This is a genomic window from Paraburkholderia ultramafica, assembly GCF_902859915.1.
Classification (GTDB): domain Bacteria; phylum Pseudomonadota; class Gammaproteobacteria; order Burkholderiales; family Burkholderiaceae; genus Paraburkholderia; species Paraburkholderia ultramafica.
The window spans coordinates 79,200-92,841 of the sequence record NZ_CADIKK010000017.1 but is presented as its reverse complement, the minus strand read 5'-3'; the positions used below and the strand labels follow the sequence as shown (position 1 = coordinate 92,841).

The following is a 13,642-nucleotide window of genomic DNA, read 5'->3' as shown; positions in this document are numbered from 1 at the left end:
TTTATTCCCCCTTCCTGGTGGTTTCGTTCGCAGCATGCGCCGCTTCGCGCTGACTCTCGACCAGCGCGGCGAGCGTGCTGATCGAGCGGAAGTGTTCGCGCGTGCGTTCGTCGTTCGCTGCGATGGTCAGTTGGTATTGTTTGCGCAGCACGATGCCGATTTCGAGCGCATCGATCGAATCGAGACCGATGCCGTCGGTAGCGAACAGCGGGGCATCGTCGTCGATATCGGCCGGGCTGAGGTCTTCGAGATCGAGGGCTTCGATCAGAAGCTGTTTAATTTCCAGTTTTAAAGAATCCATAATCGACCAGGTGCCGGGTAATGTGTGCCTCGACGGCGCTCGTCACGCTGCGCGCCGCCAGAGCCGGTGTCGTGTCATGGGCCGCGAGCTGCTCGACGCCGAGCGGCTCGAGCACGTTCACGCGCATCCGGAACGCGCGCGCCGGCACGTCGTACCAGCGCATCTGCTTGGTGAACGCGGGCGGGTCGCAATCCATCAGCACCGGCACGATTGGCGCGCCAGCCTTCAACGCCATGTGCGCGAAGCCGCGTGAAAAAGCGTGCAGCCGGTTCGGCGCGGGGCTGCGCGTGCCTTCGGGAAAAATGATCATCGTATAGCCGGCCGCCAGTTGCCGTGCGCCGGCCTCGATCAGCTCCGCGGGGTCCGCATTGCTGACGTATTCCGCCGAGCGCACGATGCCCCAGAAACACGGGTTGCTCCAGTGCGCGTTTTTCACGACGCAACAGGCGCGCGGCGTGAGCGACAGCAGCACCATCACGTCGAGGTAGGTCGGGTGATTCGCCACCACGATCGCGGGGCCGGCGGCTCGCAACGCGTCGGTGCCCGACACGTCGAGCTCCATCACGCCGACGCGCCGCAACACCGCGACCAGCGCGCGAAAAAACCCGCGGATCACGCGCGTCACCGCCCGCTGCCGCGACGCGCGATGCGGCCACAGCCATGCAAACGGAAACACCAGCACGGAAAACAGCACGCCGCAAATGCCGAATACCACGAAGGCCATGCCGGTCGCGCAAAGACGCCAAAGGTAATCAAGCCGCGCGGTCATGCCAACTCCAATGCCAGATGGTACCGGCGCGTTGCCAGCTCGCAGGCTGGCCGGTTTCCAGACAATGCAGCAATGCCTGGCTCTGGGTCGCGAAGCAGGCTGGCGGGGCGCCGCTGGGGCCGCCGGCCGCGTCGGCCGCGCCGGGCCCGTTTGCGCCGCCGGGTGACGCGGACGGCTGGCCGCTGGTGCCGCCGGCGTAGGACAACGAGCACACCATGTGCCCAATCGCCGCTGCGCTGTCGAGCAGGATGGCGATCGCGCCGCCCTGCACTTCGTCTTCGATCGTGCCGTACGCCGCGTCGGCCGGTTCGTCGGCGTACACCAGCAACACTGGCGAGTCCGGCTGCGTCGCGAATTGCGCGTGCGCTTCCAGCAGCGCGTAGCCGAGCGTTTCCGCGCCGGCCGAAATCGCGCTCGCCGCGGAGCGGTCGCCGCGCGCGATGCCGAACACGCCGGTCATCGCGTTCAGCACCGACAGGCTGAAGGCGGTCGGCGAGACCGGCTCGCCCGCGCTGATGCTGCGCAGGATGTCGGTGGTGCGCCGCAATTCCCCATGCCGCGAAGCGAACACGACCCGCACCGCGTCCTGCGCGACGCAGTCGTGCGCGACCTTCAGCGCGACTTTGGACAGCGTGCTCAGGCGACGCCGCACGATCGGCTCGATAAAGCCAATGTCGGGTGCGGCAGATGCGGTAGCCGGCCAGCTAGACCAGCGACCGACCGGAATGGTCCAGTGCAGATCGGGCATATCGGTGTTCGCGCGTAGAAACGGGGGAGAGGCTCAAGCGCCTGACGGAATACACAGCCGTCACAGCGTGCACGCGCCGCGCGGATCGACGATCTCCAGCCGGGGGACAATCCAGTCTTCTTATAGGGAGTTCAGCGAATTAACGGCACTTGGCCCCGATTGTTCAGGGGTCTCCGGCAATTAGTCTGGTGAATTGTCTCGAACTCCCGTGGTCGCCGGAATCATACTGAATATTCTGGATTAAATCAGCCACAAAAGACGTATCCATCTGTATCCGTATCGCCGGTACGACGGATGGTTAAAAGGCGACGGACCGGCGATCTGACATTTAGCCCACCCGCCTCCGATCCGGCCGAACGCCATTTGCGGCGCACTTCCGGCCAGGACGGCGGCCAGCCGTATCCGCTCGGCTTGCGCAAATACTTTCATCTGACTTTCCTGGCGAGTGTTTCAGATCGGAACATTTTGCACGCTGGCGGCTGGCGAACCTCGTATGCGTCCCGCAAGGCCGGCGCCGGCGTCCGCGGGTGGCCGGTCCGGCCCGCACAATGCCGCGGCAGCCCCGCAGGCCGCGCAGGCCGCGCAGGCCGCATGGCCCGCTTGCGCGCTGCAGCGCGCCCGCGCCTGCTATACTCCGTCGCTCATTGGGGAGTAGCCGCCCCGCGGCATGTCCGCACCGCTGTGCCCGGGTGCGTCGAACGTGCGGTTCGGGGGGCGCCTGTCAACCGACTTGGCCTGCACGGCCATCGCAGCCACAGCCTCTGGCCTGGCGAGACCGATGATCCACACGCGCCGCAACAGGGCCCGGCGTGTCGTGGGTCGTCGCTCGTTCATATCTTGCCCGAGGAACCCACACAATCGTGAACCAGGCTTTTCTGATTTCGACCGGTGCGGTCGCGCTCGCCGAGATCGGCGACAAGACGCAACTGCTCTCGCTCGTTCTGGCCGCCCGCTATCGCAAGCCGGTACCCATCATCCTCGGCGTGCTGGCCGCCACCCTCGTCAATCACGCAGGCGCGGGCGCGCTCGGCGCGTGACGCCTACCATCATGCGCTGGGCTTTGGCCGCGTCGTTCATCGCGATGGGCCTGTGGATCCTCGTGCCGGACAAGCTCGACGACGACGAAGCCAACACCAGCCGCTCGCATTTCGGCGTGTTCGGCACGACCGTGGTGACGTTCTTCCTGGCGGAAATGGGCGACAAGACGCAAATCGCGACGGTGGCCCTCGCCGCGCGCTTTCACGATTTCTTCGGCGTAGTGGCGGGCACCACGCTCGGCATGATGATCGCCAACGTGCCGGCCATCCTGCTTGGCGACCGCTTCGCGCACCGTCTGCCGACCAAACTCGTGCACGGCATCGCCGCGGTGATGTTTGTGGTTCTGGGGACGATGGCGCTGTTTGGGGTCGGCGTTTAAACGGCATTGCAATTGTGCGCTTTGAGCCGTCGTTCGGCTGCGGTGCGGCGGCTATCAGTCGCCAATCAGTCGCCAATCGCGCTGGCGCCTTTCTTCACGCGGGTGTGAAAGCAAAACGGCCCGGCAGGAATGACCTGCCGGGCCGTTTGGTCTTGCGCCGCAACGCGCGCCGTTCAGCGCGCCGTTTTACTCCGCGATCTTCGCGCCCGACGCCGGCGCCGGCGCCGCAGCGGGCGCGGCGCCGGTGGCGGCCATCTCGTTGACTGCGCCGCCGCTCGTGCCGAGCGGTATCTTCACCGTGTGCACCACGCCGTTGCCGAGCGGGAAATCGGCCAGCGCGCTGCGCGCCAGATACGGCATCGCCCTGACCAGCGACGACTCGGCGCCCGAATTGCGCGCTGTCACGTTATAGACCTCCTTGCCGGTCGCGCGCTCGGTGATCCGCACGCCCAGCAGATGCGTGAAGATCGGATAACTCTGATTCACGTACGTGGTCGAATACGGCCCCCACGGTCCCCATGGCCCCCACGGATCGAACGGACGACCCCAGTAGGGCGCCGGCCACGGGTTGTAGTACACCGGTTCGGCGACCGTCACCATGTCCGAGCGCATCCCGTACGAGACTCCGACCAGATAGCGCGCCCGTGCGCTGTCGACTTCGTGGAACGCATGTGCCGTGAGTTCGTTGGCGACCATGCGCTCGTAGGTGGTGAGTTCAAGATTGTTTTGCTGATTCGCCGCCCGCGTGAACGCAAAGGTACGGATGGCGTCGTTGCTGCTCCAGTCGGAGAACGCCGTGACCTCGGTGGTCACGTAAGTCGTGCAACCGGACAGAAGCACCGTCAGCGCTGCGAGCAGCAGCGTGGCGCGGCGGGTCCATCGATCAATGTTCATGGTCTACCTCGTCAAGCCTCCGGGTTGCCCGTTAGCGCCAGTCATGGCCGGCAACGCCAACGCAGGCCTTTTTGCGCGCGGGTGCCCGATCGTCCGATGATACGCTGACCTGGCAAGCCGGTAAAAAGTTCGCACCGCACGATCGCCCGAGGCTTTGTACAATGGCTCGACAAGCCCGGCTCGCGTGCCCTTCGCACGCCTGACCGCTCGAGTACCATCACTACAGAACGCCATGGCCGATACCGCAACGCCCAATGTGATCCGCCGCGCCGATTACGCGCCGCCCGCCTTCCTGATCGACACCGTCGCGCTGGAGTTCGATCTGGTCCCCGAACGCACGGTCGTCAGGAACACGATGCGCGTACGCCGCAACCCGGATGCGTCGCGCGCCGCGCATCTGGAACTGATGGGCGAACAACTGGAGTTCGTCGGCGCAGCAATCGACGGCCAGCCCTTCGCCAATGCTCATGCGCATGAGCACGGCCTGCTGCTCGACAACGTGCCGGACAGCTTCGAACTGACGCTCACCAGCATCTGCGATCCGGCTGCGAACACCACGCTGTCGGGCCTCTATGTATCGGGTGGCAACTTCTTCACGCAGTGCGAGGCCGAGGGCTTTCGCCGCATCACCTACTTCCTCGACCGCCCGGACGTGATGGCGACCTTCACGGTCACGCTGCGCGCCAGCAAAGCCGACTATCCGGTGCTGCTGTCGAACGGCAATCTGCTCGAAGAAGGCGATTTGCCGGGCGGCCGCCATTTCGCGCGCTGGGAAGACCCGTTCAGGAAGCCGAGCTATCTGTTCGCGCTGGTCGCGGGCAAGCTGGTCGCGCTCGAAGAACGCGTGAAGAGCGGCTCGGGCAAGGAAAAATTGCTGCAGGTGTGGGTCGAGCCGCACGATCTCGACAAGACCCGTCACGCGATGGACTCGCTGATCCATTCGATCCGCTGGGACGAAGAACGCTTCGGGCTCGAACTCGATCTGGACCGCTTCATGATCGTCGCGGTGAGCGACTTCAACATGGGCGCGATGGAGAACAAGGGGCTCAACATCTTCAACACGAAGTACGTGCTGGCGAACCCGGAAACGGCGACTGACACCGACTTCGCGAACATCGAGGCGGTGGTCGGCCACGAGTACTTCCACAACTGGACCGGCAACCGTGTGACCTGCCGCGACTGGTTCCAGCTGAGCCTGAAGGAAGGCCTGACGGTGTTCCGCGATCAGGAGTTCTCGGCCGACATGGCAGGCGGCCAGACCAACAGCAGCGATGAAGCCGCGCGTGCGACCAAGCGCATCGAGGACGTGCGCGTGCTGCGCCAGATGCAGTTCGCCGAAGACGCGGGCCCGATGGCCCATCCGGTGCGCCCGGAAAGCTACGTCGAGATCAACAACTTCTACACGATGACGGTCTACGAGAAAGGCTCGGAAGTCGTGCGGATGTATCAGACGCTGTTCGGCCGTGACGGTTTCCGCAAGGGCATGGACCTGTACTTCCAGCGCCATGACGGCCAGGCCGTGACCTGCGACGATTTCCGCCACGCGCTCGCCGACGCGAACGGCCGCGACCTCGCACAGTTCGAGCGCTGGTACAGCCAGGCCGGCACGCCGCGTGTGTCCGTGCGCACCCGTTACGACGCCGCGCAGCAGCGCTACAGCGTGACGCTCAGGCAAGGTTACGGCGATGCCGCGCCGGCCGCGCGCGACACGCAGAAAGGACCGCTGCTGATTCCGTTCGCGATCGGCTTGATCGGCAAGGACGGCAAGGATCTGCCGCTTCAGCTCGAAGGTGAGGCCAAGGCGTCGGCCGCCACCACGCGCGTGCTGGAATTCACGCAGACAGAACAGACCTTCACGTTCGTCGACGTCGCGCAGGAACCGCTGCCGTCGCTGCTGCGCAATTTCTCCGCGCCGGTGATCGTCGAATACGACTACTCGGCGGATCAACTCGCGTTCCTGCTCGCGCACGACAGCGATCCGTTCAACCGTTGGGAAGCCGGCCAACGGCTCGCCACGCGCGAGCTGATGACGCTCGCAGCACGCGCCGCCACGGGCGTGCCGCTGCAACTCGACGACTCGGTGGTTGCCGCGTTCGCGCGCGTGCTCACCGACGAAACACTGTCGCCGTCGTTCCGCGAACTCGCATTGATGCTGCCGTCGGAAGCGTATCTGGCCGAGCAGATGGCCGAATCAAATCCGGCGGCCGTGCATGCCGCCAGGCAGTTCGTGCGCAAGCGTCTGGCCAATGCGCTCAGGAGCGACTGGCTCAAGGTGTACGAGCAGCATCGCACGCCGGGTGCCTACGAAGCGACGCCCGAGGCTTCCGGTCATCGCTCGCTGAAGAATCTCGCGCTATCGTATCTCGTGGAACTGGATGATCCGGCCGAGGCCGTGCGCCTCGCCTCTGCGCAATACGACGCCGCGAACAACATGACCGACCGCGCGGCGGCGCTCTCCGCGCTGCTCAATGCGGCGGCGGCCAACGGCGGCAGCGTACAGGCGCAGCAGGCGCTCGACGACTTCTACCAGCGCTTCGAAAAGGAGCCGCTCGTCATCGACAAGTGGTTCGCGTTGCAGGCGACGCAGCGCGGCAGCGCGCAACGTCCGGTGATCGACATCGTGCGCAAGCTGATGACGCATCCGGCCTTCAACCTGAAGAACCCGAACCGCGCGCGCTCGCTGATCTTCAGCTTCTGCGCGGCGAACCCCGCGCAGTTTCACGCCGAGGACGGCTCGGGCTATGCGTTCTGGGCCGATCAGGTGATCGCGCTCGACGCGATCAATCCGCAAGTGGCCGCCCGCCTTGCCCGCTCACTCGAATTGTGGCGCCGCTTCACGCCGGCGTTGCGCGACGGCATGCGTGCGGCGCTGGAGAAAGTGGCTGCGCGGGTGAAGTCGCGCGACGTGCGCGAGATCGTGGAGAAAGCGCTGGCGTAACTCCGCCTGGACGCAGCACTCGTCTCGAAAAGCCGGTACGCGTTGCCGGCTTTATTTCGTCCTGAGTCCGGCGCATGTGATGGGGCGCGGCGAGGCCAGCGTTGGCCATCTGGACGACTGTTCATGGCGCGCTGACGGGGTGAAAGTAAACGTACTCACTTAACGGTTTACGTTTAACTGCACGCGTTATATCATCCCATGATCACGACATTCGGCGACAAGGCTACGGCGAGAATCTTCCAGGGCAAGTTCGTGCATTCACTGCCGCTTCACATACAGGCTCTCGCACGCCGCAAGCTGCTGATGATCGACGCCGCCAACTCCATCATCAGTCTGCACGCGCCGCCTGGCAACCGGCTCGAAGCCTTGCAAGGCCAGCGCAGCGGGCAGTGGAGTATCCGGATCAATGCGCAATGGCGCATCTGTTTTCACTTCGTCGGCGAGGAGGCGCTGAATGTCGAGATTGTCGACTATCACTGATTATTGGGAGACCGGCATGGTCATCAAACGCTCCGCGCTGGGCAGCATCGATTTCTCGGGCATCGACACCGGCGACAACATCCCGGAAATCCATCCGGGCGAGATTCTGCGCAGCGAGTTTCTCGAGCCGCTCGGCATGTCCGTCAATGCGCTCGCACTTGCCCTGCGCGTACCGGCGCCGCGCATCAATGACGTCGTGCGGGGCAAACGCGCGATCTCGGCCGATACCGCGCTGCGGCTTGAGCGCTACTTCGGCGCGAGCGCGCAATTCTGGCTCAACCTGCAAATCGCCTATGACCTGCGCATCGCCACGGCGGCTGTCGGCGAGCAGATCGAACGCGAGATCGAACCGATGCCCAAGGCGGACCGTCCGAAAATGCCGAAAGTGTCGGCCGAGCACGCGCGTGCCGCGGCGCTCGCGGCCAGCGTGAGCGGCAACCACACCACCGGCAGGGCGCGCCGCAAGGCCTGAATCGCGCCGCGCCATCCGGCGCCGGCCGCATCGCTGCACACGCTTCGCGCGCAAAAGCACGGAGCGGACACAACGAGCGGTTAAAATCGGAATATTCCTCTAGCCTCCTCGGAGTACAGCAATGGCTTTGCAACGTCGTACCACTCTCACGAAGTACCTGATCGAGCAGCAGCGCGAGACCAATAACCTGCCGGCCGACCTGCGCCTTTTGATCGAAGTCGTCGCGCGTGCATGCAAGGCGATCAGCTACCACGTCAGCAAGGGCGCGCTCGGCGACGCGCTCGGCACGGCGGGCAGCGAGAACGTGCAGGGCGAAGTGCAGAAGAAGCTCGACATCCTGTCGAACGAAATCCTGCTCGAAGCGAATGAATGGGGCGGCAACCTGGCCGGCATGGCGTCCGAGGAAATGGAACAGTTCTTCCCGATCCCGGCCAACTATCCGAAGGGCGAATACCTGCTGGTGTTCGATCCGCTCGACGGCTCGTCGAACATCGACGTCAATGTGTCGATCGGCACGATCTTCTCGGTGCTGCGCTGCCCGGACGGCCACCAGCCCACCGAACAGTCGTTCCTGCAACCGGGCACGCAGCAGGTCGCCGCGGGTTATGCGGTGTACGGTCCGCAAACCGTGCTCGTGCTGACCACCGGCAACGGCGTGAACTGCTTCACGCTCGACCGCGAACTCGGCTCGTGGGTGCTCACGCAAAGCAACATGCGCATTCCGGTCGAAACGCGCGAGTATGCGATCAACGCGTCGAACGAGCGCCACTGGTATGCGCCGGTCGAGCAATACATCGGCGAATTGAAGGCGGGCAAGGACGGTTCGCGCCAGAGCGACTTCAATATGCGCTGGGTCGCGTCGATGGTGGCGGACGTGCACCGTATCCTGAATCGCGGCGGCATCTTCATGTATCCTGCCGACAAGCGTACTCCGGACAAGCCGGGCAAGCTGCGCCTGATGTACGAAGCGAACCCGATGGCGTTCATCGTCGAGCAGGCGGGCGGCGCCGCGACCAACGGTGAAAAGCGCATTCTGGACATCCAGCCGAAGAGCCTGCACGAACGTGTCGCGGTGTTCCTCGGCTCGAAGAATGAGGTCGATCGAGTCACCCGCTACCACCTCGAAGCAAAAAAATGAGTTTAGGGGCTTGCCAAGCTGCTGAAGAAGTCCCTATAATCTCGCTTCTCCTGAGGCCGGAATAGCTCAGACGGTAGAGCAGCGCATTCGTAATGCGAAGGTCGGGGGTTCGATTCCTCTTTCCGGCACCATCAAGATTCAAGCAAAAAGCCCAGTCCATGCGACTGGGCTTTTTGTTTTCTGATGACCCGCCGACGAAGACGGGCGCGTATACGATCGGCCGATCGTCATCACTCACCAAACGGCACGACTGCGATGTCATTCGACCAGGCTGCGGGAGCAGTGGATTCTATGTCCGCTTTCGTAGTGCTCCACCCTTCTATCCTGGACACGATCAGGCGACGCGCGGGCACCTCTATGGCGTAATAACAGAAGGCACCACCCACAACGACCACGGCCAGTTTCGACCAGAAGCACAATAAACGCCACCACGGGATTGACCGGTATATGAAGCCGTCTGGCAATCTGGTTGCAGGCTATCTGCAAGATCGGGTGAATGAGATAAATAGAAAACGATATCTCGCCAAGGAAGACGGCGACACGATTGCCAAATAGCGCATTTCCGACGACACCACCCTTTGCCAGGCCCGCGACAATGAGCAGTATCAAAGGAAGCAACAAGACCGGGCGTGTCGAGGAGAGGCACATGAGAATCACAAATGCGCACAGACCCATGCACAACCCAACGTCGCCAACTTCCCACGTCTTGAGCATGCGGAACAGCCAGTAACCCGCGATGAACTGGAGAATAATCCGCGGCACGCCAAGCGTCGTCAGACCGAAGCTCGCATAGGTGGACGGACCCTCGCACAGCGAGAGAATCCATCGACATAAGCGGTTCACAACTGTCCTGGTCACGCAGAGGCAAGTCCAGTTTTTCCGGACGCCATGCAGGGCCGCCGCGAAATCAAACCGCCCCGCTCACCCACGAAAATCCAGGCGGTCGTAAGGCAGCGTCATGACGAGATTACGAGCCACGACAGCATCTTCGACAACAACCGGCTCTGTCCGTGGCGTGCCGTACGCAGCGATCGCTTCCTGCGGCGCCGACGAAAACCACAAAATCCTGCCGGCACATTCGATTCCGACCTGACGTCCATTCCAGTAGACAGCGTTTTCCATGACGAACTCTCTGAAGGGCGAAGACTGACATCTTCCGCGCCAGGCCAGGCGCGTCCGTTAGCCATCGCACGTCACGCCGCAGATAGCTGCTTCAAGCATAGGCGGCAATTGCTGCGCTGGCCGACCTGTCATCGGACGATGAGGTTTTGGCACAAAAGCACGATCGCGCCACTACGCGTAAAACCTGCGTCGATTTTCACTTGCCGCCGCGCCTCGACCAGGCTGGCCCCCCCGCAATGCCATCAGCGTTAGCAGCCGAGGCCCGAGATGTAAAGGAGCGTCTCGCTTAAGCCCACGTCCCATGCAGACCACAGATTTGTTAATCCGCACAGCAAAGCTCTAAAAGTGTTCATACGCGTCAACGAAATCTCGAAATCGATCGTTTACGAAAGATTAGTGGTCGAACGCACAAACTGAATCGATCGGTAATTAACGAACGTTCAGTCAAATATGAAGAAAAATCTGCGGATGCGGCAGTGCACAAATCCTGTCATGATTTATTCACATGAAAAACACGTGAAGCACCGACCTACAAACAAGACGCAGTGATCGGCTGAAAAGCCGACGGGTCAAGGCTGGGAAGGGAGCGACAAGGGGGGCGGACTGATTTGATTCGCGCTGGAGGAAACCGCGCAACTGCAGCAAGACGATAAATTTTATTCAAACACTCTGTTCAAGTGTTGGCTTGTGCCGTTAAAGCAACAGAGAACATGTGACGTGCATCAGACACTGGTGCGAAACGGGAACCGAGGCAGATAATCGGTTTGTAAAGGAGAAAGATCATGGATGCCAAACCAACGAAGATTCCGACCCCGGATAAAGTCTTTTGCCCGGATCCGGAACCCGCTGGCGTCGAGTTTCTGGGAGCCGAACTGCCTGAGCACGTTCGCGCTTTTTTCGACGAACAACGCAAGTCGTGCGACCCGAAGTAATTGTGCAGTGGCGCGATGCAGCTGCAGCATCGCCGTCCGCGCGTCAGACGCGCGGCGTGTGCACGCGCCTCATTCAACGTCTCACACTCGGTGCGTGACGCTGAATCGGGTCACCTGACTCCCGCTGCGCGCGGCTACCGAGCCGCGGCGTCCGCTCGCGCACGTCTCCGATTCGCGCGGCCAAAGTCTCTCGGGCGGCGGTTTTAGTTCGGACCAGACGCCCTCGCTGCCGGGGCATCATTTATTCTTCTGGTTTTCCTCTGCGGCCGCCCGGCCAGGTCCATTTCCCATGAATCGTTCGTATCGCTTTGGCGCGTCATGCGCACTCGCGTTAGCGGCTTGCCTCGCATTTGCACCGGCCCCCGCCGTCGCCGATGGCGACGACACGGCGCTCACCAATCTGATTGCGCTGGCTTCACAGCGCCTCGCGCTCGCGGAACCGGTTGCGCGCTGGAAGTGGGCGAACCATCAGGCGATTACCGATACGCCGCGCGAAAACGCGCTGCTGGCCGATGTGGAAAAGCGCGCCGCGGCGGCAAACGTCGACCCGGCATTCGCCCGCGCATTTTTCCAGGATCAGATCGACGCGAGCAAGGACCTGCAAAACGCGCTGTTTGCCACCTGGCGTAGCTCGCAACCGCCGCAAGGGCCCGCGCCCGACCTCGCAACCAGCACGAGGCCGCAACTTGACCGGCTGACGCAATCGCTCGTGACCGGTCTCGCGCGCGTGCAACCGTTGCGGACGGCGGACGATTGCCCATCGCGCGTCGCGCAATCGCTGGCCAACTGGAAATCGCTGACCCGCTATGACTCGGCTCATTCGAACGCGTTGACTCGCGCGCTAGGTCACGTGTGCGAAACGGGTGGCGTGGGCGCGACCGGTTGATCCGGTCGGCGTGATGGCGCGCGCGGCTCGAACCCATCGGTCTGGCGCGCGCGACTGGCTGCGAGTGGGTGCGGCTATGCGCCTGAACCTGCCTGGCTTTGAGCGGCGGGTTGCGGGTGGAGCAGGACCAATCCCCTCAAGCGAGACTCGACACCGGCGTGTCGCTCGATACGCTCAATGGCATCACACGCAGACCGCGTGCAAGATGACTCTGCAGGATGCGATAGGTCGACAGCTCGAATGGCCCCGCGACGCTCGACGCGTACAACTCAGCCGCTTGCGCAAGCGACGGCGCATGCCCCACGTAGCACCAACCGTCGACAATATGGAAAGCGCGCGCCTGCGACGCCTCCTCGCACTCCTCAAAGACGATCGGCCCTTGGAACGGCCAGGGCGCGTCCACCGGATCGCTTTTTGTGACGCGCTGCACCCGGTTATGGCCGGGACGCAACGTCGCGATCCACTGCGCCTCCGCAAGCATCGCGCCCAATTCGCCGCCGGTCGCGCGCCACTCGACACGCCGCACCTGCTGCGCAAGCCGAATATCCTTCGACGAGCGCCGCTCACCGGTCAGATGCGAGCGCACCCGCTGACGCACTCGCACACTTCGTCCAACATACAGCGGCAAGTCCCCGTCGCCATAGAAGGCATAAACACCACAACCGGCTGGCGCGGTATCGAGCAGATCCTCGGTGATGTCGCCGGCAAGCCGGTAGCGCCGCGTGGTGCGCTCGATCTGCGCGCGCAGCACGTCAAGCGGCACGAGGCCAGGCAGACGCTGCCAGAACTGCCAGATCAGATCGGCGTCGGCGAGCGCGCGGTGGCGATCGGACGGCACGAGCGCGTGACGTTCGACCAGCGCGTCGAGCCCATGGCGCTTTTCGGCCGGAAACAACGCGCGCGACAAACGCACCGTGCACAGCACGTCCGGATCGAACGCGAGCCCGACCCGGCGAAACTCGCCGCGCAGAAAACCGCGATCGAAACTGGCGTTGTGCGCGACGAACAGTTTGCCGCTCAGGCGCTCGAACAGGGCCGGCGCGATTTCATCGAAAGTCGGCGCGCCGCGTACCATTGCGTTCGTGATACCAGTGAGCTGCTGGATGAAAGACGGAATCGGCTGCTGCGGGTCGACCAGACTGCTCCAGCGCGACACGCCGGCAGGCCCCACTTCGACGACGCCGACCTCGGTGATGCGGTGCTCGCTAGTGGAACCGCCAGTGGTCTCGAGGTCGACGAAGACAATCGGTACATCCAGGGCCGGTTCCGGCAAAAACTGTTCAGACATGGAAAGGGATACTTTAGACGCGTGGCTTTGCGGCAAGTATGCACCAGTTGGCCGCCGCGCACCCAGATCGCATCACATTAGTTCGGCGGGGAGCGCTGTGCAAAGAACGCATTTCCGGGGTGAGCCGCCAACTGCCGTTGAAACCTGAAAATATTATGTTTTTTGGCGTAAATATAAAAGCCACAGAGACAGGATTCGAGCGCTTCCGTCTTGCATCAAACACGCTTTAACCAAAACCAGACGAATCCGCGGCGAAA

At 63.0% G+C, this 13,642-nt stretch carries 13 protein-coding genes, 1 tRNA gene and 1 pseudogene; 8 read left to right on the top strand and 7 right to left on the bottom strand.

The window, feature by feature from the left end; genetic code table 11:
* Position 1: 1 nt before the first annotated feature.
* The 3 genes from HV744_RS19155 to HV744_RS19145 are packed head-to-tail and all read right to left on the bottom strand — an operon-like array spanning position 2 to position 1,818.
* Positions 2–301 carry a phosphopantetheine-binding protein gene (locus HV744_RS19155; RefSeq protein ID WP_175151029.1) on the bottom strand — a complete coding sequence of 100 codons (300 nt, stop codon included), beginning with the start codon at positions 299–301 and terminating at the stop codon, positions 2–4.
* Positions 276–1,070, bottom strand: a complete 795-nt coding sequence (locus HV744_RS19150; protein ID WP_175151028.1) for a lysophospholipid acyltransferase family protein — start codon at positions 1,068–1,070, stop codon at positions 276–278. Before HV744_RS19150 ends, HV744_RS19155 begins: the two co-directional genes overlap by 26 nt.
* Entirely contained in the window at positions 1,054–1,818 is a 765-nt protein-coding gene (locus HV744_RS19145; protein ID WP_175151027.1) for a beta-ketoacyl synthase chain length factor, read from the bottom strand. Before HV744_RS19145 ends, HV744_RS19150 begins: the two co-directional genes overlap by 17 nt.
* An 860-nt stretch (positions 1,819–2,678) precedes the next feature.
* Between HV744_RS19145 and HV744_RS19140 the strand changes: the two are divergent.
* A pseudogene (locus HV744_RS19140) lies at positions 2,679–3,235 on the top strand (TMEM165/GDT1 family protein).
* 186 nt (positions 3,236–3,421) lie between these two features.
* On the opposite strand, the gene HV744_RS19135 reads toward HV744_RS19140, so the two are convergent.
* On the bottom strand, positions 3,422–4,129 hold the full coding sequence (locus tag HV744_RS19135; RefSeq protein ID WP_175151026.1) for a DUF4136 domain-containing protein: 708 nt from the start codon (positions 4,127–4,129) through the stop codon (positions 3,422–3,424).
* A 232-nt stretch (positions 4,130–4,361) separates the two neighbouring features.
* On the opposite strand from HV744_RS19135, the gene pepN reads away from it, so the two are divergent.
* The 5 genes from pepN to HV744_RS19110 all read left to right on the top strand — a co-directional run bounded on the left by pepN (position 4,362) and on the right by HV744_RS19110 (position 9,288).
* Positions 4,362–7,067, top strand: a complete 2,706-nt coding sequence (pepN, locus tag HV744_RS19130; protein ID WP_175151025.1) for an aminopeptidase N — start codon at positions 4,362–4,364, stop codon at positions 7,065–7,067.
* A gap of 198 nt (positions 7,068–7,265) precedes the next feature.
* Positions 7,266–7,547, top strand: coding sequence for a type II toxin-antitoxin system RelE/ParE family toxin (locus HV744_RS19125; RefSeq protein WP_175151024.1), 282 nt, complete (start codon positions 7,266–7,268; stop codon positions 7,545–7,547).
* 16 nt (positions 7,548–7,563) lie between these two features.
* Positions 7,564–8,019, top strand: coding sequence for a HigA family addiction module antitoxin (locus HV744_RS19120; protein WP_175151023.1), 456 nt, complete (start codon positions 7,564–7,566; stop codon positions 8,017–8,019).
* Positions 8,020–8,140: 121 nt separating this feature from the next.
* Entirely contained in the window at positions 8,141–9,157 is a 1,017-nt protein-coding gene (locus HV744_RS19115; protein WP_175151022.1) for a class 1 fructose-bisphosphatase, read from the top strand.
* A 55-nt stretch (positions 9,158–9,212) separates the two neighbouring features.
* Positions 9,213–9,288, top strand: a tRNA-Thr gene (locus tag HV744_RS19110).
* A gap of 127 nt (positions 9,289–9,415) precedes the next feature.
* Here the strand turns inward: HV744_RS19110 and HV744_RS19105 are convergent.
* Together HV744_RS19105 and HV744_RS19100 are read right to left on the bottom strand one after the other, a co-directional pair.
* The gene (locus HV744_RS19105; RefSeq protein ID WP_175151021.1) at positions 9,416–10,015 is read right to left on the bottom strand and encodes an acyltransferase family protein; all 600 of its coding nucleotides are present in this window, start codon (positions 10,013–10,015) and stop codon (positions 9,416–9,418) included.
* 63 nt (positions 10,016–10,078) lie between these two features.
* Positions 10,079–10,279 (bottom strand): hypothetical protein, encoded by a 201-nt coding sequence (locus tag HV744_RS19100; protein ID WP_175151020.1) that lies wholly within the window; start codon positions 10,277–10,279, stop codon positions 10,079–10,081.
* 782 nt (positions 10,280–11,061) lie between these two features.
* Between HV744_RS19100 and HV744_RS19095 the strand changes: the two genes are divergently transcribed.
* Complete coding sequence (locus tag HV744_RS19095; RefSeq protein ID WP_175151019.1) at positions 11,062–11,211, top strand: hypothetical protein; 150 nt, start codon at positions 11,062–11,064, stop codon at positions 11,209–11,211.
* Between the two features lie 289 nt (positions 11,212–11,500).
* Positions 11,501–12,097, top strand: a complete 597-nt coding sequence (locus HV744_RS19090; RefSeq protein WP_175151018.1) for a chorismate mutase — start codon at positions 11,501–11,503, stop codon at positions 12,095–12,097.
* Positions 12,098–12,233: 136 nt separating this feature from the next.
* Here HV744_RS19090 and HV744_RS19085 read toward each other — a convergent pair whose 3' ends face one another.
* On the bottom strand, positions 12,234–13,385 hold the full coding sequence (locus HV744_RS19085) for a 3'-5' exonuclease family protein (protein ID WP_175151017.1): 1,152 nt from the start codon (positions 13,383–13,385) through the stop codon (positions 12,234–12,236).
* Positions 13,386–13,642 lie beyond the last annotated feature (257 nt).